This is a genomic window from Noviherbaspirillum sp. (assembly GCF_035254865.1).
In the GTDB taxonomy this organism is placed as follows: domain Bacteria; phylum Pseudomonadota; class Gammaproteobacteria; order Burkholderiales; family Burkholderiaceae_D; genus Noviherbaspirillum.
Genome location: NZ_DATFAF010000089.1, coordinates 51,530 through 73,281, shown reverse-complemented (window position 1 = coordinate 73,281; position 21,752 = coordinate 51,530). Strand labels below are relative to the sequence as shown.

Below are 21,752 nucleotides of genomic sequence, written 5' to 3'. Positions count from 1 at the left end.
TCAGTGAGATCCCTGTCCTTGATCGATTTGATTGACGAGGTGCTGGACTACACGCTCCATCTTCATGAAACGCGAGCCCTTCACCAGCGCCGTCGTGCCGGCGGAAACAAGGCTCTCGGCTGCCTGGTTGATCGATTCGATATTGTCGAAATGCCTCGCTGCCGGGCCGAAGGCCGCGCTTGCATGGCGCGCCAGTTCGCCCAGTGTCAGCAGATGCTCGATTCCCTGGTCGCGCGCATAAGCGCCGATCTCGACATGAAACTGCGGGCCTTCGTCGCCCACTTCGCCCATGTCGCCCAGCACCAGCACCCGCGGTGCGGCGGCGTGCGACAGCACATCGATTGCCGCGCGTACCGAATCCGGGTTGGCGTTGTAGGTATCGTCGATCACCAGGGCACCGCTCTTTGCCGTCTTGCGCTGCAAGCGGCCGTTGACCGGCGCAAATGCCTCCAGACCGCGGACTACTGCGTCCTGAGACACGCCGATCGCGAGCGCGCATGCCGTCGCTGCCAGGGCATTGCGCACGTTGTGCACGCCTGCGGCAGAGAGCTTTACCTGGAAATGTTTCCCACCGGCAGTAATGGACAGATCACTGCCGAAATCGTTCACCTGATATGTGCAACTCACATCCGCGTCCTGCGACAGACCGAATGTCAAGGTCTTGCGTTGGCCAGAGTACGCGCGCCACAAGGATGTATAGGTGTCATCGGCCGGGAATACCGCGACGCCATCCGCCGGCAGCCCAATGATCACGCCGCCGTTTTCCTTCGCGACCGCTTCCACGCTTTCCATGAATTCCTGGTGCTCGCGTTGTGCGTTGTTCACCAGGCCGACGGTCGGCAGTGCTATTCCGGTAATCGTGGCGATCTCGCCCGGATGATTCATGCCGAGCTCGATCACCGCCGCTTTGTACGAGGCATTCAGCCGGAACACGGTGAGCGGCACGCCGATTTCATTGTTCAGATTGCCACGCGTGGCGAGGATCTGGTCCGCGCCGAATGCCGCTGCGAGGATGGACGCGATCATTTCCTTGACCGTCGTCTTGCCGTTGCTGCCGGTGACGCCGATGACCGGCAAGGCAAACTGGCGGCGCCAGTGACGTGCAATTTCGCCAAGCGCGACACGCGTATCCGGCACCACCAGCGCCGGCACCGTCAGCCCATCCGGAACCCGCTCCACCACGACCGCAGCCGCGCCCTTGGCCGCGACCTCGCTCAAAAAATCATGCGCATCAAAACGTTCGCCGCGCAAGGCGACGAACAAACACCCAACGGATACCTGACGGCTGTCGGTCGAAACGCCGTCGAATGCTGCATCGGTCGCGGTGTTGTTCACCACGACGGCACTCGAAATCCATGGCTGCAATTCAGCCAATGATGATTTCATTAATTCATCCCCTTCATTGTTGCTCTTGCAGCCAATGCCAGTGCGGCATGGTCTGCATCCAGAAACGGCAATTTTTTGCCTTTGATCTCTTGATACGGTTCATGGCCTTTACCGGCCAGCAGAACCACATCGTTTTTCCCTGCATGCCGGATTGCCCAAAGAATGGCGGCTGCCCGGTCTTCGATCACGTGCGGTGCATCATGTGCGAGTCGCCCGGCATCGATGCCCTCCACGATCTGCGTCAGAATTGCGGCCGGCTCTTCAGAGCGCGGGTTGTCGCTGGTGACAACGATATGGTCCGCCGACTGAGCTACCTTGCCCATCTGGGGGCGCTTGCCCGGATCACGGTCGCCGCCGCAGCCGAACACGCACCAGAGTTCGCCACTGCGCTGCTGCGCCACCTGATGCAGGGTCGTCAAGGTCTTTTCCAGCGCGTCCGGCGTGTGTGCGTAGTCGATGACAACCAGGGGCGCGTCCTGCCCGCCCAGTTGCTGCATGCGACCCGGCACTGCCGTCAGCGTTTCAGCCGTCTCGACCGCAACCTTGAAGTCGATGCCCTTTGCCAGCAGCACGCCAAGAATGCCGAGAACGTTACTGACATTGAACTGGCCGACAAGTTGCGTCCTGACGTGCGCCGAGCCGAACGCCGAATCGAGTCGGAACACGGTACCGCCATGACTGGTGCGAATCTCGCTGGCACGCAGGGTCGGCACATCCGAGACGGCGCACTCGGTGATCGAGTAGGCAATGAGCGACACGGAGGGATGCTTGTCTTTCATGTGACGGATCAGCCGTAGGCCCATCTCGTCGTCCAGATTGATCACCGCATGCCGCAAGTTTGACCAGTCGAACAGCTTTCTCTTGGCCACTTCATAGGCGTCCATGCTGCCGTGATAATCCAGGTGGTCGCGCGTGAAATTGGTAAACAAGGCGACATCGAAATGCATGCCATCCAGGCGGCCTTGCTCCAGGCCGATCGATGATGCCTCGATGGCAAGCGCCTGTGCGCCCGCGCCGTTCAGTTGCGCCAGCTTGCGCTGCAGGAGCACTGCGTCTGGCGTGGTGTAACCGGTGGTGCTGAAGCCGCCATGTTCTCCGCGCTGGTAGAAACCGACGCCGAGCGTGCCGATGACCGCCGTCGCCTGGCCGAGGCGCGACAGTGCCTGGCCGAGCCAGTTCGTGCAGGAAGTCTTGCCGTTGGTGCCGGTGACGGCAACGCTGAACATGGCGGCGTCCGGATACCCGTAATACGCACTGGCGATCTGGCCGCTGAGTGCCTTGAGATTCGGCACCGCGAGATGGGGCATGGTCCACGCATTGTTCCAGTCGAAACCGGTTGCCTCGTAGATGACTGCCTTTGCGCCGGCTTCCATCGCGCGTTCGATATAGTCGCGGCCGTCGGCGGTTTCACCGGGAAATGCAAAGAAAACATCGCCGGCCTTGAGGCTGCGGGAATCGGACGACAGATCGGCTTTCGGCGCGGTCGCATGCAGCCAGGCCAATGCTTCCGTCAATGTGGAGGTCGGCGCCGCGGTCATCACATGCTCTCCTTCACGCCGTCGGCCGGAATGATGATGTCGGTCACAGGTGAATCCGGCGCAACGTTCAGGGCGCGCAAGGCGTTGGCGGTGACCGAGGCGAACACCGGCGCGGCGACATCACCACCATAGTGCGAGCCGTTCGACGGTTCATCGACCATCACGGCGACAATGATGCGCGGATTGGATACCGGCGCGAATCCGACGAAGGATGCCACATACTTGTTGACGTACTGTCCACCGGCCAGCTTGTGTGCCGTGCCGGTCTTGCCGGCGACGCGGTAGCCCGGAACCTGCGCCTTGGGCGCGGTGCCGGCAGGGCTGACGACCGTTTCCATCATTGCGCGCACGTCGCGCGCGGTTTTTTCCGAAATCACGCGGCGGCTGATCGGTTGATCGCCGGCCTTCTGGAAAGTGAGCGGAATCGTGTCGCCATCACGCGCGAAGATCATGTACGACTGCGCCATCTGAATCAGGGACACCGAAATGCCGTGGCCGTAGCTCATGGTTGCCTGCTCGATCGGGCGCCACGATTTGTACGGGCGCACCCTGCCGGCGACCGCGCCGGGGAAGCCCAGCTTGGGCGGCTGGCCGAAACCGACCGTGGTGAACATTTCCCACATTTGCTGCGGCTGCAGTTGCAGCGCAATCTTCGTCGTTCCGACGTTGGACGATTTTTCAATGACTTCCGAGACCGTCAGCGGGCCGTGCGCGTGCGCGTCGTGGATGGTCGCCTTGCCAATGGTCAGATAGCCAGGCGCGGTCTGGATGACGGTGTTCGGCGTGACCAGCTTGTTTTCCAGCGCAAGCGCGATCGTGAACGGCTTCATGATCGAGCCCGGCTCGAAGGTGTCGGTCAATACCCGGTTGCGCAGCTGCGCGCCGGTCAGGTGCACACGGTCGTTCGGGTTATAGGTCGGCAGATTGGCCAGCGCCAGCACCTCACCGGTCTGCACATCCACCACGACGATACCGGCGGCCTTTGCCTTGTGCTTCTCGACGGCTTCCTTCAACTGTGAGAAAGCGATGTACTGGATCTTGCTGTCGATCGACAAGGCGAGATTCTTGCCGTCATGCGGCATGCGCACCGATTCGATGTCCTCGACGATGCGGCCGAGGCGGTCCTTGATGACGCGTCGGCTGCCGTTGGTGCCGGCCAGATTCTTCTGCGACGCCAGCTCCATGCCCTCCTGTCCGGCGTCTTCAACGTTGGTGAAGCCGACGATGTGCGCCATCACCTCGCCTTCCGGGTAATAGCGCTTGTATTCCTTGCGCGCTTCAATGCCGGGAATACCGAGCTTGGCGATCTTGTCCGCCGCGTCCTGCTCCACCTGCCGCTTCAGGTAGACAAAGCTGCGGTCGGAGTCGAGCTTCTTGTTCAGGTCGCGCTCGCTCATGTCGAGCAGCCTTGCCAGCTCACGCAGTTTTTCCTTCGGCGCGCCCTGCACATCCTCCGGGATTGCCCAGATTGCCTTCACCGGCAAGGACGAGGCCAGCACCTGGCCGTTGCGATCGGTGATCTTGCCGCGCGTGGCCGGCAGCTCAAGCGTGCGTGCGTAGCGCGATTCGCCCTGCTTCTGCAGGAAATCGGTGGAGATGCCTTGCAGCCAGAGCGCGCGGCCAGCAAGCGCCGCGAAGGCGGCGAACATGCCAAACAGGACCACGCGCGAGCGCCAGACGGGCAGTTTCACCGCGAGCACGGGGCTGGCGCTGAATTGCACTCCCTTGGCGGCGGCGGTACGCGACATCAGTTCGCTCCCAGCGTCAGGTATTGCGTGCGGGCGGGCGTGACCTGGACCATGTTCAGGTCGCGTCGTGCGTTGGCTTCAATGCGTGCGTTCTTGCCGAGGGTCGATTGGTCGAGCTGCAGCTGCGACCACTCGATGTCGAGCTGCCTGGCAGCGGCCTGGGCGCGTTCGAGTTCGATGAACAGGCTGCGTGCCTGGTACTGCGCGTTGACAACCGAGAGCGCGCACAACACGAGGGCGGCGGCGAGGACCATGCTGATGCGGCCGCTCATTGCGCTGCTCCGCTGACGGTGGTGCGCTCGGCCACGCGCATGATCGCCGAACGTGCGCGCGGATTGGCGGCGACTTCGGCGTCGGAGGGTTTCAATCTTGCCAGCAGTTTGAGTTCCGGCTGCGGCAGGTCGACCGCACGAATCGGCAGGCGACGGTCAGGCTGCGGCGCGTTGGCCTTGGATGCCATGAAGCGCTTGACGATGCGATCTTCCAGTGAATGAAAGCTGATCACAGCCAGTCTCCCGTGCGGGCCCAGTTTTTTTAATGCGGCTTTCAGCCCTATTTCAAGTTCTTCAAGCTCTTTATTGATGTAAATCCGGATAGCTTGAAATGTGCGAGTGGCCGGGTCCTTGCCTTTCTCGCGGGTTTTGACGGCGTGTGCCACGATCTCGGCAAGCTGTCGTGTGCCTGAAATTGGCTGGACTGCCCGGCGAGCAGCAATCGCCTTTGCAATCTGAAAAGCAAACCGTTCTTCCCCATAATCTCGTATCACCTTTCCTATCGTCTGTTCAGACTCGGTTGCGAGCCATTCCGCCGCCGACATGCCGCGCGTGGTATCCATGCGCATGTCGAGAGGCCCGTCGAGTCGAAAACTGAAACCCCGCACCGCTTCATCCACTTGCGGCGACGAGATGCCCAGGTCCAGCAAAATTCCATCCGCCAGCGTCACGCCACGCGACGCCAGCGCTTCATCCATCGTGGCGAAACTGTCATGCACGATCTCGAAACGTGCATCGCCAATCGCCTGCGCGGTCGCAATCGCTTGCGGATCCTTGTCGAAAGCGATCAGGCGGCCGCGCGGGCCGAGTCGTTCGAGGATCCGGCGGCTGTGACCGCCGCGGCCGAAGGTGCCGTCGACGTACACGCCATTGGCGCGCTCGCCCTCGATCGCCAGCGCATCGACCGCTTCTTCCAGCAGCACCGTTCGGTGCTGCAATTCGGGCACCGTCTTCTGATTCATCACGGGCCGCTAAAACGAAAAGTTACTCAAGACATCAGGCATGCCGTTCGCCACGGCCTGCGCCTCGTCCTGGGCAAGTTTTTCGGCATCCCAGATCTCGAAATGGCTGCCCATGCCAAGCAACATCACGTCGCGCGTCAAGCCGACTGCGGAGCGCAGTTCTGGCGCGATGAGAATGCGGCCGGCCGAGTCCATTTCGACATCGGATGCATTGCCGAGAAAAATGCGCTGCCAGGCGCGCGCCGACATGGGCCACGCGGCGATCTGCTCGCGATGGTTTTCCCAGACCGGGCGCGGAAAGAACAGCAGACAACCATGCGGGTGCCGTGTCAGCGTGACGCGTCCTTCGCATTGAAGCGACAAGGCGTCGCGATGCTTGGCCGGAATCGTCATCCGCCCTTTTGCATCGAGACTCAATGCTGACGCGCCTTGAAACACCCTGATTACCCTCGTGGTTGTTGTTTTTAGTCGTTTTCGTGAACCGCGATTTCCGTATGGCTACAGCTTTTTGCCCCACAAAAATACACTTTTTCACACTGTTGCCCACTTTAGAGGATGGTTTATTTGCGGTCAAGTAATATTCGGAAACAAAAATGCGATTTTTTCCAATGAACTCAATGACTTAGCGCGTTTCGTTGAGGCAACGCATTGAATGAATCCTCAAAATAATTAAGGACTTATCGAAGATAGTGAAGGTGACACCTCAGCTATATACATGTGTTTAAGAGGCCACAAAGCTGTTGCGGCAAGCGAGGATCACGCCGAATGGCGCGCGCAGACTGGCTCTTCGCGATGCACGCGCCGAGTCCACCTGGAAATTTCCTGGCGTCATTTAGGCGCCTGCCACGGCACTTAGTTCAACGCCCGCCAGCATCTCGGCGAGACGGATGACAACCGTGCGATCGCGCGCGCGGCAGGACACGCGCAGACAGGCGGGCGGAATTGAGCCGAAGGCAGATCCATCCGAGATCACTTCGACAACTCCGAGATTCGGTTGCCCGCGTCTTCGATCATTGCAGGCGACAGCCAGCGCGGACATAGCAGTCAGGATTGCTGTCGCACTTCCGTTGTCGAACCGCGCCCCGATGTCAGATTTGCATCACCCTAACAAACCGGCATTTCGTCTTGCGGATCGATGACAACGCCATTCGCACGCCGCCCAGCATTCCATCGAATACAAGGCGCACGCGGCCCATGCCCGAGTGCGTCGACGCTCAGCCATCCTTGTCGACTGACTCGATGCAGACATCGCGCAATGCAAAGTACTTCGCTTTGAATCGCACCTTAGCGTCATACCTCCCCGTCTCCATACAACACTGTACGTCAGCGAAGAAATATCCCTTTGCTTAAAGATGTATTTTTAATGTATCATTTAAAAAAGCGCGGCGAAGAGGATGGAAAAACGATTCGCACATCGTCAAGCCTCCTGCAAGCAGCACGGTTTTCGACTGAAAGGACCTTAGCAACCATGAGTGCATCATTTACCAAATCCACAGCCAGAAATATCTTTTACGGAGGGGCGGTTTTTTTCTTCCTCCTGTTTCTGGCCATGACCTTCGACACCATGCAGACACTGCCCAAGCGTGACAACCGGGCGAACCTGACGGAGTCCGTCGCGCGCGGCAAGCATATCTGGGAGACGCGCAATTGCATCGGTTGCCACACGCTGATGGGCGAAGGTGCTTACTTCGCACCGGAGCTGGGCAACGTCTATGTCCGCCGCGGTCCTGATTTCATCAAGGCATGGATCAAGGGACAGCCGACCGGCGCTCCGGGCCGCCGCCAGATGCCGCAGTTCCACCTGACCGATCAACAGCTCAACGACCTCGTCGACTTCCTCAAGTACACCTCTGAAGTCAACACTTCCAAATGGCCGCCGAACGTCGAGGGCTGATACAGGCACACAGATCATTGCAATCATCGGAGAAATAAATGCAATTTAAATCACAGGCGGTCGCGAAGCCTTACTTCATCGCGGCTATCGGCCTCTTCCTCGGGCAGATTCTCTTCGGCCTGATCATGGGCTTGCAGTACGTCGTGGGAGATTTCCTGTTCCCGGCGATACCGTTCAACGTGGCGCGGATGGTGCATACCAATCTGCTGATCGTGTGGCTGCTGTTCGGCTTCATGGGCGCGGCGTATTACCTCATTCCGGAGGAATCGGAACGCGAACTGCACAGCCCGAAGCTGGCGCTTGCCATGTTCTGGGTATTCCTGGTTGCGGGCGCGCTGACCATCCTCGGTTATCTGTTCGTGCCTTACGCGACACTGGCCGACTACACGGGCAACAACCTGCTGGCGACGATGGGGCGCGAGTTCCTCGAACAGCCGCTGCCGACCAAGGTCGGTATCGTGATCGTTGCGCTGGTATTCCTGTACAACATCTCGATGACCATCCTGCGCGGCCGCAAGACCAGCATCAACCTGGTCATGCTGGTTGGTCTGTGGGGTCTGGCGATTTTCTTCCTGTTCTCGTTCTACAACCCGGCCAACATCGTCAAGGACAAGTTCTACTGGTGGTGGGTGGTTCACCTCTGGGTGGAAGGCGTCTGGGAACTGATCATGGGCGCAATGCTGGCCTTCGTACTGATCAAGGTCACCGGCGTGGATCGTGAAGTTATCGAAAAATGGCTGTACGTGATCATCGCCATGGCGCTGATCTCGGGCATCATCGGCACCGGCCACCACTTCTACTGGATCGGCGCTCCGGAATACTGGCAATGGTGGGGTAGCGTGTTCTCCGCACTTGAACCGATTCCGTTCTTCATGATGACCGTGTTCGCGTTCAACATGGTGAACCGCCGCCGTCGTGAGCATCCGAACCGTGCAGCCGTGTTGTGGGCATTGGGTACCGGCGTGATGGCATTCCTCGGCGCTGGCGTGTGGGGTTTCCTGCACACCCTGGCTCCGGTGAACTACTACACCCACGGCAGCCAGATCACCGCTGCACACGGCCACATGGCTTTCTTTGGCGCCTATGCCATGGTGGTACTGACCATGATCAGCTACACCATGCCGCTGATGCGCGGTCGCCCTGCCAACTGCAAATCGGCACAGACGGCAGAAATGTACGGCTTCTGGCTGATGACGATCGCCATGGTGCTGATCACCTTGTTCCTGACCGCTGCCGGCATCCTGCAGGTCTGGCTGCAACGCGTGTCGAGCACACCGATGTCGTTCATGGCAACGCAAGACCAGCTCAGCGTGTTCTACTGGCTACGTGAAGGCTCAGGCCTCATGTTCTTCGTCGGCCTCGTTCTGTACATCGCAAGCTTCTTCATCAAAGGCAAGGACAAGGCACTCGCCTGATCCTTGACAACCTGTCACTGAGTCACCCGCCCGGTCCGCCGGGCGGGCAAAGAAAACATCGTGGACGCTACACTCTCTCCCTACGCATCACAGCCCGCACGTCGCGAGCTTCCCGGCGACCTCGCCATGTGGTGCTTTATCCTTGCCGAACTGCTGGTGTTCGGCATTTTTTTTCTGGCTTACGCATTCGCGCGCGCGCGCAATGTGGAACTGTTTAATGCCTCGCAACTCGAACTGAACCGGGTCAGCGGGCTAATCAATACCTTGCTGCTGGTGACCAGCAGCTATTTCGTGGTGCGCGCCGTCGAGGCAATCCGGCGCGACCGCCACCGGATTTGCGCGCGCTGGCTTGCCGCCGCGATGATTTTGGGCAGCGCATTTATGGTCCTCAAGCTCATCGAGTTCGGCACCAAGGTCAGCGACGGCATCAGCATGTCGACCAATACTTTTTACATGTTCTATCTGTTCCTCGGCTTCTTTCATTTCATGCACGTCCTGCTCGGCATGGTGATTCTCGGCGCGGTGGCATTGAAGGCGCGACGCGGCGAATACAGCGCCGCCGAACATGCCGGCGTCGAGACCGGGGCATCCTACTGGCACATGGTCGACCTCGTGTGGATCGTGCTCTTCCCTCTAATTTACGTATTGCATTAAATGATTACTGCATCGACACGCCAATGGCTCATGCTGCTCGCACTCACCGTGCTGAGCTTCAGCATGACGGAAACCGCCTGGTCGGGGAACGCCGTCCTCATCCCCGTGCTGCTCGCGACGCTCGTCAAGGGACGCGTCGTCATCGACCGCTTCATGGCGCTGAGGCACGTCGCCGCCTTCTGGCGCTGGCTCGTGCTCGGCTGGCTGATCGTCGTGCTCGGCGCGATTGCCTATGCATTCCATATTTCCCTGCATTGAAAGATCCACATCATGAACGACATTGCTGCTCCAGGCCTGATGGCCGCGCTGAATATCCCGTTCTATCAACCGGTCGGCAACGAGTGCGAGCTGTTCGACTACGCATTCCGCAACCGCCTGCCGCTGCTCATCAAAGGTCCGACCGGCTGCGGCAAGACGCGCTTCGTCGCGCACATGGCCGCACGCCTGGCCCGCCCGCTGATTACGGTGGCATGCCATGACGACCTCACCGCGGCGGACCTCGTCGGCCGTCACCTGATCGGCGACGGACAGACCATCTGGTCCGACGGACCGCTGACGCGCGCAGTGCGCCAGGGCGGTATCTGCTATCTCGACGAAGTGGTCGAGGCGCGCAAGGACACCACCGTTGTGCTGCATCCGCTGACCGATGATCGCCGCATCCTGCCGATCGAGCGTACCGGTGAAGAGTTGCAGGCACCCGATGACTTCATGCTGGTGGTGTCGTACAACCCGGGCTACCAGAATCTGCTGAAGAGTCTCAAGCCTTCGACACGCCAGCGTTTCGTGGCCATCAGTTTCGGCTTCCCGCCAGCCGAGCTGGAACAGAAGATCATCATCGCGGAAACCGGCGTCGAGGCGATGCAGGCAACGCAACTGGTGACCCTCGCTGGCCACTTCCGCCAGCTGAAGGATCACGATCTCGAAGAAGCCGTATCCACTCGCCTGCTGGTCTATGCGGCCAGCCTCATCCGCTCCGGCTGCAATCCGGTGGATGCCTGCGAAGCCGCGCTGGTGGAGCCGCTCACCGACGATGCCGATACCGCCGCAGCGCTGCTTGAGGTGATCAAAGCCACTTTCGGGCGATAAGAGCCGCAAACGCATTCGCTGATGGAGGTGGTAAATGGCAATCCCGCAACCCCAGTCGCTGACTGGGCCACGCGTTGCGCCCTCGATCGGGGGCAAGACTGCCGGCCTGTTCGGCATACGCGTGCAGCGCTGGCGGCAATTGACGCAGACCGCGTTCTTCCTGCTGTTCATTTTCTCGCCGGTATTCGATATTTTCCGGCTCGACCTGAACGTCAAGCATTTCATTTTCTTCGGCCTTGACTGGACGCTCGGGCTGGACGATTTCCTGGCCGGCCGTGCATCGGCCGCGCAGGCGTCGCTGAATATCGTGTTGCGCGGATTCCTCCCGCTGCTCGGGATCGGCAGCACGCTCATCTACGTGAGCTGGAAATGGGGTCGCCTGTACTGCGGCTGGCTCTGCCCGCATTTTTCCGTGGTCGAAACCATCAATCAGACGCTGCGCCGCGCCATCGGCAAGCAAAGCCTGTGGGACAAGAAGAAACTGCCGGCGCGCAATCCAGACGGCACCCGGACGCCACATGATGCGATCTGGTGGTTCGCGGTCATTCCGTTAGTGGTCTGCTGCGCGATGTTGTGGGCGGTGGTCCTGCTGACCTACCTGCTGCCTCCCGCCGAGATATACGGCAACATCTGGCACGGCACCTTGACGCGCAATCAGACGATTTTCCTCACGGCCGGCAGCATTGCCTTCTTCATCGAGTTCATGTTCGCGCGGCATCTGTTCTGCCGCTACGCTTGCGCGATCGGCTTCTTCCAGAGCCTGGCCTGGATGGCGAACGACAAGGCGATGGTGGTCGGCTTCAAGCGCGAACGCGCGAAGGATTGCTCCACCTGCTTCTCCGCCTGCGATCATGTTTGCCCGATGCGGCTGAATCCGCGCAACGTCAAGCGCATGATGTTCGCCTGCGTGCAGTGCGGCCAGTGCGTCGATGCCTGCGAACAGACACAGGAAGACAATCCCAACGGCCAACTGCTCAACTGGGTGCACGACCTGCGCGCCGAGTCCGAGGCAGCATTCAACGTCAGCGAGGCACGCGTCATCATGATGAAGCGCGCAACTGCCGAGCGAAAGGAAGCATGACATGGAAGAATTCGTCGGCGGCTTGTGGGACAAGCTGATTACACGGACCGCCTATCGCGGTTTTCCGAAGGCACGTGTCGAACTGAAGGACATGGAAAAGATCGCGCCGATCTTCTTTCGCGCGCTGGGCGGCGACGCCGGCCTGAACGTCCGTGCCGGCACCGCCACGGAGCACGGCGCGCGGCGCGGATGGCTGGAACGCGTGGCCGGTGTCGGCGAAAAAATCGAACTGGCATGGAGCGACGAGAACACGCTGCACTTGCCGTCATCGATCGACATCTATCCGGAGCGCGAACAGAACCGCGAACTCTACCTGTGGCTGATCGCGCTCGCCGCGCATGACGTCGCGCCCGACGAGAGCTGGATCGTCCGCAACCAGAAAGCGACCCAGGCGACCCTGCTGGCCTTGCCCGGGATGGTCTCGCGCTACATGAAGCTGACCGCAGCCGAAATCGCCCGGCGTCCGTCCCCCGCTTCGCTGCCGCCTGCGGATGCCGCAGCGGAATCGGCGATTCAGGCCGCGCTGTGCGATCCCGGTTCAGTGGATGAATATGTGCCCGGACGTCGTCCGCCAGCGCCGGTGCCGCTCTGGCTGCATCCCGAACCGCCGGCGGCGGCAGGCGAAAGCCGCAAGGCGGGCAGCGCCGAGCCGGAGCAGCCCGAGGGCGGCAAGGTGGAGCGCGACGCCGATGCGCGCAAGCGCCGCGCCGAGAACGTCGAGATGCCGAAACCCGACAGTCCGTTCATCCTGCTGTTCCGCGCCGAGAGCCTGTTCTCGTGGGCCGAGTATGTGAAGGTCAATCGCGATCTGGATGAAGACGACAACGAAGACGCGGCGAAGGCGGCCGAGGACCTCGAAGTCATGAGCGTCGCGCAGGATGGCAAGACGACCGCCAGCCGGGTCCGCTTCGATCTCGATCTGCCGGCAGAAGCCGACGATGACCTGGTGCTCGCCGACGGCATCCTGCTGCCCGAGTGGAATTATCGCAAGCAAAGCTTGCAGGAGAAACACTGCCGACTGCAGATGCTGCTGGCGCGCGACGCCGAACCGTGCGAACTTCCGGTGGCCTTGCGCGCCAACGCGAAGCGTCTGCGCAACCAGTTCCAGGCACTCGCACCGCAACGCGCCCGCCTGCGCGCGCAGACCTCGGGCAGCGACCTCGACCTCGATGCCTGCGTGCGCTACCAGGCGGAGAAAGCCAGCGGCGCGCCGGTATCCGAGCCGGGCCTGTACATTGACAGCCGCAACCAGTTGCGCGATCTGTCCTGCCTTCTGCTGGCGGACCTGTCCTTGTCGACCGACGCATGGGTGAATAATTCGGCGCGCGTCATCGATGTCATTCGTGACAGTCTGATGCTGTTCGGCGAGGCCTTGGCGGCGACCGGCGACCGCTTTGCGCTGTACGGATTTTCATCGGTGCGCCGCGAGAACGTGCGCTACCATCTTCTGAAAGGTTTCGACGAACGCTACGACGGCACGATCCGCGGACGGCTGGCGGCGCTCAAGCCCGGCTTTTATACGCGGATGGGCGCGGCGATCCGCCACTCGGCAGCGATCCTCTCCAAGCAGAAATCCGCTCGGCGTTTGTTGCTGATCCTCACCGACGGCAAGCCGAACGATCTGGACAAGTATGAAGGCCGCTACGGCATCGAAGACACGCGCATGGCGATCCACGAAGCGCGACGACTCGGGCTCACGCCGTTTTGCGTGACCATCGATGAAGAAGCGGGAGATTACCTTCCGCATCTGTTCGGCGCGGGCGGGTATGTCGTGGTGCGGGACGCGGCGATGCTGCCGCAGGTGTTACCGAAACTGTATGTGCAACTGACCGGGAATGGTCATTGAAGAGATTGCGCGTCCGTTACCCGGACGCGCTTCAGTCTTTCTCCGCCAGGCGGTCGTTCAGAAGCCGACTGCCAGCACTGCGTAAATCGCCAGCACGCTGCCGATGAATGCCGTGCCATAGCATGCCATCTTCGATGCCGGGCTCGGATGGATCCCGACGTCATGCAGGCTCTTGAAGATGCGGTGCGCGGCGTGCCACAGGTACAGAATGATCACCGCCAGGATGCAGAGCTTGCCGATGATGTTCTGGCTGAAGGCCAGCATGCGCGGATAGCTCATCAGCTCATGCGGGAGCAGGAAACCGAGCGGAACCGCGATGCCGGTGATGAAAATCAGCACCGGGCCGGTCAATGCGGACAGCATGCCGCCGCCGCCGAACAGCGCCCAGAAAATCGGCGCGTTGGATCTTTTTTTCATGGCTTCACACTCCAGACCAGCAAGAAAATCACCAGCGTGACGACCACCGCGACCACCACGCCGACGGTCGTGATCACACCACCTTCAACCCGCTTGTCGTTGGAATACATCGGCGGCATGGTCTTGGGCATGATCTCGAACCAGCTCCATGTGTGGTACGCCATCCCCACCAGCCCGAGCAGGTGCAGCACGATCGAGACCGGATGCGTGAGCACCCCCAGCCAGGTGTTGAAGGCGGCCTCGCCGCGCGCCAGACTGAGCAGTCCGATCAGCAGCATGATCGCGTACGCAGCCACCACGAAGGCGGTGACTTCACGCGCCATGTACTTCACAAAGAACGGATTCTTGCGCCACCAGCCGTCCATTGAACGCACATACGGCCGGCGCGCGTCGCTTTGCTGATTGCTCATTTGACGGCTCCTTTAGGACGGATCAGGTTGGAGAAGAAATCCTTGGCGCTGTTGATCTTGTTCAGGTTGACCGCGCTGGCCGGATCCACGCCTTTCGGGCAGACCTCGGAGCAGTAGCCGACTGCCGTGCAGTTCCACACGCCTTCCTCCGCATTCACGATCTCCATGCGTTCCGCCTTCGCGCCGTCACGATTGTCTTCGTTGTAACGGTGCAGCAGGGCGAGCACGCCGGGGCCCATGAATTCATTGTTCAGGCCGTACTGCGGACAGGCTGCGTAGCACAGCATGCAATTGATGCAGGAACTGTACTGCTCGTAGCGATCGCGCTGTTCCGGCGTCTGCAGGTATTCGCCCTGATCCAGCCGGCGCACTTCCTTCGCAATGATGTAGGGCTTGATGCTTTCCAGCTTGTTGATGAAGTCGTCCGGGCGCACCACCAGATCGCGCTCGATCGGGAAGTGGTTGAGCGGCTCCACCCGCAGCTTGTTCGGATAGAAGGTGCGCAGGAAGGTATGGCAGGACAATTCAGGTTTGCCGTTGATCATCATGCCGCAGCTTCCGCAGATCGCCATGCGGCAGGACCAGCGGTAACTGAGCGTGCTGTCGAGCTCTTCCTTGATGTACTGCAGCCCCTGCAGCACCGACATGTCATCGGTGAACGGCACGGAATAGGTCTGGAAGAACGGTTCGGTGTCCAGCTCGGGGCGGTAACGCAGGACCTCGATCTCGATCACCCTTTGCATTTCAGCCATGGGCTTTCTCCTTGCTTTGCTCCGCGGCTGCCGCCGCCTCGCCCGCCGCACCGTAGGCACGGACTGCCGGTTGCGACTTGGTGATTTTCACATCACCCCAGCCGATGGCCGGCGCGTCAGCGCCCTTGTATGTGGCGAGAGTGTGCTTGAGGAAGTTGACGTCGTCGCGTTCTTCATAGCCATCGATGCGCTGATGCGCGCCGCGTGATTCCTTGCGGTTGAACGCGGAATACGCCATCGCCTGCGCCACATCGAGCTGGAAGCCGAGTTCGATCGCCTGCAGCCAGTCGGTATTCCAGACGCTCGACTTGTCGTCCACGCCCACGTTGCGGAAGCGCAGTTTGAGTTCGTCGATCTTGTCGCACGTTTCCTGCATTTCCTTGCCGATGCGATAAATGCCGCAACCGCGTTCCATGGCCAGCGCCATTTCCTTGCGCAGCACCGAGATGCGCTCCTTGCCGCCTTCGCGCTTGACCAGAGACAGCGCGCGCTGCTGGGCATCGCCCGCCTGCTTCACGATGCTCGATCCCGCGCTGTACGAGACCGTGCGTGCGAATCGCGCGGCTTCGTCGCCAGCCACCCTGCCGAACACGCACAGCTCCGCCAGCGAATTGGAGCCGAGACGGTTCGCGCCGTGGATGCCCACGCTTGAGCATTCGCCCGCCGCATACAAGCCCGGCAATGGCGAAGCAGTCTTGCCATTCACCGTGATGCCGCCCATCGTGTAATGGACCGCCGGGCGCACCGGAATCGGTTGATGTACCGGGTTGATGTTCATGAAGCGTTCCGCCATCTCGCAGATCAGCGGCAAGCGCTCAAGAATGTGTTTCTCGCCAAGATGGCGCAGGTCGAGCAGCACGGCGGAGCCTTGCGGCGTCTCGATGGTGCGGCCCTTGCGGTCCTCGTGCCAGAAGGCTTGCGACAGGCGATCGCGCGGACCAAGTTCCATCGCCTTCTTGCGCGGCCACGGATCCGGCGGCCCGAGACCGTAGTCTTGCAGGTATCGATAGTTGTCCTTGTTGACCAGGATGCCGCCTTCACCGCGGCAGGCCTCGGTGAACAGCAAGCCGGTGCCGGGCATGCAGGTCGGATGGTATTGCACGAATTCCATGTCGCGCAGCGGCACGCCGTGACGGTAGGCCAGCGCCATGCCGTCGCCGGTGACGATGCCGCCGTTGGTGCTCTGGCGGAATACGCGCCCGGCGCCGCCGGTGGCGATGACAACCGCCTTGGCCTTGATGAGCACGAACTTGCCGGTGCTGATCTGGATCGCCACCACCCCCTGGCAGCGCCCCTCTTCGACAATCAGGTCGCAGACGAAGTATTCATCGAAGCGTTTGATCGACGGATATTTGATCGAGGTCTGGAACAAGGTGTGCAGCATGTGAAAGCCGGTCTTGTCGGCAGCGAACCAGGTTCGCTCGATCTTCATGCCGCCGAATGCGCGCACGTTGACATGGCCGTCTTCCTTGCGGCTCCACGGGCAGCCCCAGTGCTCCATCTGGATCATTTCGCGGGTGCAGTTCTCGACGAAGTACTCGACCACGTCCTGTTCGCACAGCCAGTCGCCGCCATGCACGGTGTCATTGAAATGATGATCCAGACTGTCATGCGCTTGCGTCACGGCGGCCGATCCGCCTTCTGCAGCCACGGTATGGCTGCGCATCGGGTAAACCTTGGCAATCAGTGCGATCTTGAGTGTCGGGTCCTGCTCGGCGGCTGCAATTGCCGCCCGCAGTCCGGCACCGCCCGCACCGACGATAGCAACATCGGCTTCGAATATTTCCACAGTAGCCCCTTCCTGATCGTGGCGAAATTTCTGTTTTGCAACAGACAAGGTCAATATAGGAGCCTTGACATTTATCGCCAATGACCCAAGTCAAAGTTTCCCAAGTAAGGATTTTCGGGCCGAAGCAAAGCATCTCCTTGTGGCATTTTTCGGGATCGCACCTCGATTATTTCCAAATCAGGAATGCTGCATTCATTTTTAGCATCTTTTTCTCAAGGAGAGCAATGCTTACACTGTGCTTCATCGATGAGCACACAAGAAGTGCGACTCACCGAGGCAGGATCCACCGGCTGCCCTTTTTGCCCGATCCGCCGAGCCCGAATCCCACTTTTTTGGAGAATGAAAATGAAAGCGAAAAATCTGATCACCGCCGTTGCCGCATTTGCTCTTGCAGGTTCCGCTTTTGCCGCTGGCAATACCGAATATGTCGACTTCAGCAATGTGCAGCCCGTCAAGACGCGCGCCGAAGTCCGCGCAGAACTCGAACAAGCCCGCCAGCAAGGTCAACTGGCACAGGCCGAATACGTCGAATTCAATCATGTCGCATCGACCCGCACTCGGGATGATGTACGCAAGGAAGCGATTCGCGCCGCACGCGGTGATTCCGCGAGCGGCACCTACTTCGGCGGCTGATGTGCGGTTCGCCCGAAAAAAACGCCACGCATGCCGTGGCGTTTTTTCATTGTCCGGTTGAACGACGCACGGAGAAAAGCCCGCTGGTCGTGGGATGAAGTTTCGGAAGCAGGAAGGCGCTTCCGGGCGCACCTGGAGAAACTACTTAGCGGCCGCTAAAACTGAAGGGTGCCCGGATTCACGATCCCGCGCTATTCGCTGTTTCCATCCCACGGCCGGCGGGCTCTTTATCGGCCCTTCGAACTGAGGTTTCGAACTTTACCGGAATCACCCATGCGCACGTTGAGCTTGCTCAAGTTGCACACCATGGTGCGACACAGCAGATTGTGTGCAATTCAATGCGGGAAATGTCGCATGCGCGGCATGAAAGAAAAGTGAAGCAAGCCGATAGGCCGGATTCTGTTACGACGGGCGAGGTTGCCCTCGACCGTTATGACAGCCATTCCTCTAGGCCGTGAATTACTCCACGGCTCAAGCTTCCTACCCGCACGCTCCGCGAGCAACATCAATGCGTGCCTATTTGGAATTGCTCCGGGTGGAGGTTACCGCGTTTCACCCTTTGTGACGCAGGGAGCGGCTTTCGCCCTCCCCGGTCCCAAAGACTCGTCTCTGTGGCCCTGTTCCGCGCCTCACGGCGGACGGTCGTTAGCCGTCACCCTGCTCTGTGGAGTCCGGACCTTCCTCCCGCCATCTCGCGATGGCCAGCGGCTGTCTGGCTTGCTTCACCCCGCATTTTACCGCATCACTCGCTCCGTCGTTTTCTGCTACGGTATTGTTTTTCTCGAACTTCAACAAACCATGCTGACAACTCGAACCGGCGGCCAGATACTGGTCGATGCACTCCAGACCCATGGGGCCGATATCGCATTCGGCGTGCCGGGCGAAAGCTATCTCGCGGTGCTCGACGCACTGCACGATTCGTCGATCCGTTTCATCGTCAATCGCCAGGAAGGCGGCGCGGCGTTCATGGCCGAAGCCTACGGCAAGTTGACCGGCCGTCCCGGCATCTGCCTTGTCACGCGCGGCCCCGGTGCGAGCAATGCAGCGATCGGCGTGCACACGGCACAGCAGGATTCAACGCCGATGATCCTGTTCGTCGGGCAGGTCGGCAACGACTTTGTCGAACGCGAAGCCTTCCAGGAAATCGATTACCGGCGCATGTTCGGCACCCTCGCCAAATGGGTCGCGCAAATCGATCGCGCCGATCGCATTCCCGAATACGTCGCGCGCGCTTTCCAGGTCGCCACCAGCGGACGCCCCGGCCCGGTCGTACTCGCGCTGCCCGAAGACATGCTGGCCAGCTCGGCGAGCGTGCCCGATGCGCGACCGTATCAGCCGGTACAGGCTTCGCCATCGCCGGCACAGGTGGCGCGACTGCGCGACATGCTGAGCGTCGCCCGGCGCCCTCTGCTCGTGCTCGGCGGCGCAGGCTGGGATAATGCGTCCTGCGACGACATGCGCCGCTTCATTGAAGCCAATGCATTGCCGACTGCCTGCGCATTTCGTTTCCAGGACCTACTCGACAATCGTCATCCGCAATACATCGGTGACGTCGGCATCGGCATCAACCCGAAGCTGGCCGAGCGCATCAAGTCCGCCGACCTGATCCTGGCCATCGGACCGCGCCTCGGTGAAATGACGACCGGGGGATACACACTGCTGCAAGCGCCGCTGCCGCAGCAGAAACTGATCCATGTGCATGCCTCGACGGAAGAGCTTGGCCGCGTCTATCAGGCGGACCTGATGATCAACAGCGGCATGCCGCAAATCGCTGCGGCACTGGCCGACATGATGCCGGTTGATGCGAGCGCATGGAAAGACACCGCGGCACAGGCACGCGCCGAACTGCAGGCATGGCAGGCGGAACCACCGATATTCAAGGGCACGTCCGAGAAGCTCAATCTTTGGCAGGTCGTGCAAACGCTGAAAGCCGAACTGCCTGCCGATACGCTCCTCGCCAATGGCGCGGGCAACTTCGCCACCTGGGCACACCGCTTCTGGCCGTATGGCGGATTCAGGACGCAACTCGCGCCGACATCGGGCGCCATGGGCTATGGCGTGCCGGCCGCCGTTGCCGCGAAAATCGTTGAACAGGCGCACGGCAGACAGCGCATGGTCCTCAACTTCGCGGGCGATGGCGACTTCATGATGAACGGACAGGAATTGGCGACTGCGGTGCAGTATCGTGCGGGCGTGCTGTTCATCGTTTTCAACAACGGCGCCTTTGGCACGATACGCATGCATCAGGAACGGGAATATCCGGCGCGTGTGTCGGGCACCGAATTGCGGAATCCGGACTTTGCCGCACTGGCGCGGGCGTACGGCGCCTACGGCGAAACAGTCGACACGACTGAGGCCTTTGCACCCGCACTGCAGCGCGCGCAATCGCATATCGCCACAAGCAGTCTGCCCGCACTCATCGAGCTGCGTTACGACGCCAATCTCATCACGCCGAATGCGACGCTCAACACGATCCGCCAGACAGCGCTGCAATCCAGGCGCGGAACCTGAAGTCGGGCCTGCCGCAGCGCTTCCGCCACCTGCTCGCGCAACCAGCAATTGGCGGGGTCGTTTGTCGAGCTGTTATGCCAGTAGTAGTACGCTTCGATGTCCTGCATGTTGAACGGGAGTGCATAGATGCAGTTGTCGACTGGCTGGTTGAAGGTTTCGGCGTGGCGCTCCGGCATGGTCAGCAGCAAGTCGGTTGTGCTTACCACGCTGCATGCGGTGAAGTAATCCTGACAGCGCAGGCGGACACGGCGATGCAGGTCATGCCGCCCCAATTCCAGGTCCTGCAAACCGGGACCGCGCCTGCGCGTGCTGACCAGGATGTATCCCTGTCTCATGTAAGTTGCCAGCATCAGTTCGCCCAAAATGTGAGGATGATCCCGCCGTGCAACCACCACCATTGCGCCCGCCGGCATCGCGGTACGCCGCACATTCGGTGATAGCGGCAGAGGCGCGTCGATCGCGGCGTCGATGGCTCCGGTTTCGAGCTCCTGTTCCAGGCCGCGACGATTCACGCGTACCGCTGCGATGTCCACTCGCGGCGCCCTGCCGCTGATGTACTGCAAGAGCGGCAGCAACAACATCAACTCCAGCATCCCGCGCACCGCGATCGTGAAGCGCCGCCGCGTGCTGGCCGGCTCGAAGCGCCCTGCCTCATTGAGCGTGATCTCGATGCCGCGCAAGGAGCGCCTGATCGGCTCGTTCAGGCTGCGTGCCAGCGGCTTGGGCACAATCGTGCGGTCCTCCCGGACGAACAAGGGACCGTCGAACAACATGCGCAAGCGCGTCAGCGCATGACTGATCGCCGATTGCGTGAGATTCAGCTTTTCGCTTGCCCTGGTGATGCTGCCTTCGGCGCAAATCGCATCCAGCACCACCAGCAGGTTCAAATCGATGCGGCTGATATGTCTGTTGTTCATGGATTGAAATGAAAACCTTTCAGTTGAGTCTGCTGCCGGTTTCCTCTTAACCTGAATACGATTCCTGCGCTACTGCTCGCGTCGCCGCGCTTGTTCGCACATCGTGCCTGCTCGCAGCCGCGACGGTTCTACCCATCCTTTCCACCCCGTCCTGGGCCGCCGGCTATACCCAAACCCGCTATCCGATCGTGCTGGTGCACGGCTTGCTCGGCTTCGACAACATCGGGCCGTTCGGCTACTGGTATGGCATTCCGTCCGCCATGCGCGACGGCGGCGCCCAGGTTTATGTCGTGCAGGTATCGGCGACCAACAGCACCGAAGTGCGCGGTGAACAACTGCTCACCCAGGTACAGCAGATTCTTGCCATTACCGGCGCGGCGACGCCAGCTTATTGCCGGGGCAACTGGAACAGAAGGCTGCCGTAATGCGCCAGCGACGACG

General features: G+C 60.7%; 20 protein-coding genes, 1 other RNA gene and 1 pseudogene. 10 read left to right on the top strand and 12 right to left on the bottom strand.

Going from position 1 to position 21,752, the window contains the following annotated elements:
* Genes VJ651_RS22180 through mraZ form a run of 6 tightly spaced genes read right to left on the bottom strand, consistent with a single transcriptional unit; the run spans position 1 to position 6,344 of the window.
* A complete protein-coding gene (locus VJ651_RS22180) occupies positions 1-1,386 on the bottom strand; it encodes a UDP-N-acetylmuramoyl-tripeptide--D-alanyl-D-alanine ligase (protein ID WP_324109513.1) in 1,386 nt (461 codons plus the stop codon).
* Positions 1,386-2,924 carry a UDP-N-acetylmuramoyl-L-alanyl-D-glutamate--2,6-diaminopimelate ligase gene (locus VJ651_RS22175; RefSeq protein ID WP_324109512.1) on the bottom strand — a complete coding sequence of 513 codons (1,539 nt, stop codon included), beginning with the start codon at positions 2,922-2,924 and terminating at the stop codon, positions 1,386-1,388. Before VJ651_RS22175 ends, VJ651_RS22180 begins: the two co-directional genes overlap by 1 nt.
* Complete coding sequence (locus tag VJ651_RS22170; protein WP_324109511.1) at positions 2,924-4,672, bottom strand: penicillin-binding protein 2; 1,749 nt, start codon at positions 4,670-4,672, stop codon at positions 2,924-2,926. Before VJ651_RS22170 ends, VJ651_RS22175 begins: the two co-directional genes overlap by 1 nt.
* Entirely contained in the window at positions 4,672-4,944 is a 273-nt protein-coding gene (gene ftsL / locus VJ651_RS22165; RefSeq protein WP_324109510.1) for a cell division protein FtsL, read from the bottom strand. The genes VJ651_RS22170 and ftsL overlap by 1 nt, the downstream gene beginning before the upstream one ends.
* Positions 4,941-5,906, bottom strand: coding sequence for a 16S rRNA (cytosine(1402)-N(4))-methyltransferase RsmH (gene rsmH / locus VJ651_RS22160; RefSeq protein ID WP_324109509.1), 966 nt, complete (start codon positions 5,904-5,906; stop codon positions 4,941-4,943). The genes ftsL and rsmH overlap by 4 nt, the downstream gene beginning before the upstream one ends.
* Positions 5,907-5,915: 9 nt before the next feature.
* Entirely contained in the window at positions 5,916-6,344 is a 429-nt protein-coding gene (gene mraZ, locus VJ651_RS22155) for a division/cell wall cluster transcriptional repressor MraZ (RefSeq protein WP_324109508.1), read from the bottom strand.
* A 904-nt stretch (positions 6,345-7,248) separates the two neighbouring features.
* Between mraZ and VJ651_RS22150 the strand changes: the two genes are divergently transcribed.
* From VJ651_RS22150 to VJ651_RS22120, 7 genes are read left to right on the top strand one after another with little or no spacing between them, the layout of a single operon-like run.
* The gene (locus VJ651_RS22150) at positions 7,249-7,800 is read left to right on the top strand and encodes a cytochrome c (protein WP_324109507.1); all 552 of its coding nucleotides are present in this window, start codon (positions 7,249-7,251) and stop codon (positions 7,798-7,800) included.
* Positions 7,801-7,838: 38 nt separating this feature from the next.
* The gene (locus tag VJ651_RS22145) at positions 7,839-9,215 is read left to right on the top strand and encodes a cbb3-type cytochrome c oxidase subunit I (protein ID WP_324109506.1); all 1,377 of its coding nucleotides are present in this window, start codon (positions 7,839-7,841) and stop codon (positions 9,213-9,215) included.
* Between the two features lie 60 nt (positions 9,216-9,275).
* Positions 9,276-9,869 carry a cytochrome c oxidase subunit 3 family protein gene (locus VJ651_RS22140; RefSeq protein WP_324109505.1) on the top strand — a complete coding sequence of 198 codons (594 nt, stop codon included), beginning with the start codon at positions 9,276-9,278 and terminating at the stop codon, positions 9,867-9,869.
* Positions 9,870-10,127, top strand: a complete 258-nt coding sequence (locus VJ651_RS22135; protein ID WP_324109504.1) for a cytochrome C oxidase subunit IV family protein — start codon at positions 9,870-9,872, stop codon at positions 10,125-10,127.
* A gap of 12 nt (positions 10,128-10,139) precedes the next feature.
* Positions 10,140-10,955, top strand: coding sequence for a CbbQ/NirQ/NorQ/GpvN family protein (locus tag VJ651_RS22130; RefSeq protein WP_414691376.1), 816 nt, complete (start codon positions 10,140-10,142; stop codon positions 10,953-10,955).
* 34 nt (positions 10,956-10,989) lie between these two features.
* Positions 10,990-12,036 (top strand): 4Fe-4S binding protein, encoded by a 1,047-nt coding sequence (locus VJ651_RS22125; protein WP_324109503.1) that lies wholly within the window; start codon positions 10,990-10,992, stop codon positions 12,034-12,036.
* A gap of 1 nt (position 12,037) precedes the next feature.
* Positions 12,038-13,882, top strand: a complete 1,845-nt coding sequence (locus VJ651_RS22120; protein WP_324109502.1) for a hypothetical protein — start codon at positions 12,038-12,040, stop codon at positions 13,880-13,882.
* Positions 13,883-13,939: 57 nt separating this feature from the next.
* Here VJ651_RS22120 and frdD read toward each other — a convergent pair whose 3' ends face one another.
* The 4 genes from frdD to frdA are packed head-to-tail and all read right to left on the bottom strand — an operon-like array spanning position 13,940 to position 17,250.
* Complete coding sequence (frdD, locus tag VJ651_RS22115; protein ID WP_324109501.1) at positions 13,940-14,299, bottom strand: fumarate reductase subunit FrdD; 360 nt, start codon at positions 14,297-14,299, stop codon at positions 13,940-13,942.
* Positions 14,296-14,709 carry a fumarate reductase subunit C gene (locus VJ651_RS22110; RefSeq protein WP_324109500.1) on the bottom strand — a complete coding sequence of 138 codons (414 nt, stop codon included), beginning with the start codon at positions 14,707-14,709 and terminating at the stop codon, positions 14,296-14,298. The genes frdD and VJ651_RS22110 overlap by 4 nt, the downstream gene beginning before the upstream one ends.
* Entirely contained in the window at positions 14,706-15,461 is a 756-nt protein-coding gene (locus tag VJ651_RS22105) for a succinate dehydrogenase/fumarate reductase iron-sulfur subunit (protein ID WP_324109499.1), read from the bottom strand. The genes VJ651_RS22110 and VJ651_RS22105 overlap by 4 nt, the downstream gene beginning before the upstream one ends.
* Entirely contained in the window at positions 15,454-17,250 is a 1,797-nt protein-coding gene (frdA, locus tag VJ651_RS22100; RefSeq protein ID WP_324109498.1) for a fumarate reductase (quinol) flavoprotein subunit, read from the bottom strand. Before frdA ends, VJ651_RS22105 begins: the two co-directional genes overlap by 8 nt.
* Positions 17,251-17,595: 345 nt before the next feature.
* Between frdA and VJ651_RS22095 the strand changes: the two genes are divergently transcribed.
* Positions 17,596-17,883 (top strand): DUF4148 domain-containing protein, encoded by a 288-nt coding sequence (locus VJ651_RS22095; protein WP_324109497.1) that lies wholly within the window; start codon positions 17,596-17,598, stop codon positions 17,881-17,883.
* Between the two features lie 372 nt (positions 17,884-18,255).
* Here the strand turns inward: VJ651_RS22095 and rnpB are convergent.
* An RNA gene (gene rnpB, locus VJ651_RS22090) (RNase P RNA component class A) lies at positions 18,256-18,607 on the bottom strand.
* A 74-nt stretch (positions 18,608-18,681) separates the two neighbouring features.
* On the opposite strand from rnpB, the gene VJ651_RS22085 reads away from it, so the two are divergent.
* On the top strand, positions 18,682-20,394 hold the full coding sequence (locus VJ651_RS22085; protein ID WP_324109496.1) for a thiamine pyrophosphate-binding protein: 1,713 nt from the start codon (positions 18,682-18,684) through the stop codon (positions 20,392-20,394).
* On the opposite strand, the gene VJ651_RS22080 is transcribed toward VJ651_RS22085, so the two are convergent.
* Positions 20,313-21,311, bottom strand: coding sequence for a LysR family transcriptional regulator (locus VJ651_RS22080; RefSeq protein WP_324109495.1), 999 nt, complete (start codon positions 21,309-21,311; stop codon positions 20,313-20,315). The two genes, VJ651_RS22085 and VJ651_RS22080, sit on opposite strands and share 82 nt — an antisense overlap.
* Positions 21,312-21,418: 107 nt before the next feature.
* On the opposite strand from VJ651_RS22080, the pseudogene VJ651_RS22075 reads away from it, so the two are divergent.
* Positions 21,419-21,691, top strand: a pseudogene (locus tag VJ651_RS22075) (esterase/lipase family protein); the annotation flags it as partial.
* Between the last annotated feature and the right edge of the window lie 61 nt (positions 21,692-21,752).

Excerpts from the sequence above, each read along its gene's own strand:
- VJ651_RS22180 (WP_324109513.1), bottom strand. The coding sequence starts at position 1,386 with ATGAAATCATCATTGGCTGAATTGCAGCCATGGATTTCGAGTGCCGTC.
- VJ651_RS22175 (WP_324109512.1), bottom strand. The coding sequence starts at position 2,924 with ATGACCGCGGCGCCGACCTCCACATTGACGGAAGCATTGGCCTGGCTG.
- VJ651_RS22170 (WP_324109511.1), bottom strand. The coding sequence starts at position 4,672 with ATGTCGCGTACCGCCGCCGCCAAGGGAGTGCAATTCAGCGCCAGCCCC.
- ftsL (WP_324109510.1), bottom strand. The coding sequence starts at position 4,944 with ATGAGCGGCCGCATCAGCATGGTCCTCGCCGCCGCCCTCGTGTTGTGC.
- rsmH (WP_324109509.1), bottom strand. The coding sequence starts at position 5,906 with ATGAATCAGAAGACGGTGCCCGAATTGCAGCACCGAACGGTGCTGCTG.
- VJ651_RS22145 (WP_324109506.1), top strand. The coding sequence starts at position 7,839 with ATGCAATTTAAATCACAGGCGGTCGCGAAGCCTTACTTCATCGCGGCT.
- VJ651_RS22135 (WP_324109504.1), top strand. The coding sequence starts at position 9,870 with ATGATTACTGCATCGACACGCCAATGGCTCATGCTGCTCGCACTCACC.
- VJ651_RS22130 (WP_414691376.1), top strand. The coding sequence starts at position 10,140 with ATGAACGACATTGCTGCTCCAGGCCTGATGGCCGCGCTGAATATCCCG.
- VJ651_RS22125 (WP_324109503.1), top strand. The coding sequence starts at position 10,990 with ATGGCAATCCCGCAACCCCAGTCGCTGACTGGGCCACGCGTTGCGCCC.
- VJ651_RS22120 (WP_324109502.1), top strand. The coding sequence starts at position 12,038 with ATGGAAGAATTCGTCGGCGGCTTGTGGGACAAGCTGATTACACGGACC.
- frdD (WP_324109501.1), bottom strand. The coding sequence starts at position 14,299 with ATGAAAAAAAGATCCAACGCGCCGATTTTCTGGGCGCTGTTCGGCGGC.
- VJ651_RS22110 (WP_324109500.1), bottom strand. The coding sequence starts at position 14,709 with ATGAGCAATCAGCAAAGCGACGCGCGCCGGCCGTATGTGCGTTCAATG.
- VJ651_RS22105 (WP_324109499.1), bottom strand. The coding sequence starts at position 15,461 with ATGGCTGAAATGCAAAGGGTGATCGAGATCGAGGTCCTGCGTTACCGC.
- VJ651_RS22095 (WP_324109497.1), top strand. The coding sequence starts at position 17,596 with ATGAAAGCGAAAAATCTGATCACCGCCGTTGCCGCATTTGCTCTTGCA.
- VJ651_RS22085 (WP_324109496.1), top strand. The coding sequence starts at position 18,682 with ATGCTGACAACTCGAACCGGCGGCCAGATACTGGTCGATGCACTCCAG.
- VJ651_RS22080 (WP_324109495.1), bottom strand. The coding sequence starts at position 21,311 with ATGAACAACAGACATATCAGCCGCATCGATTTGAACCTGCTGGTGGTG.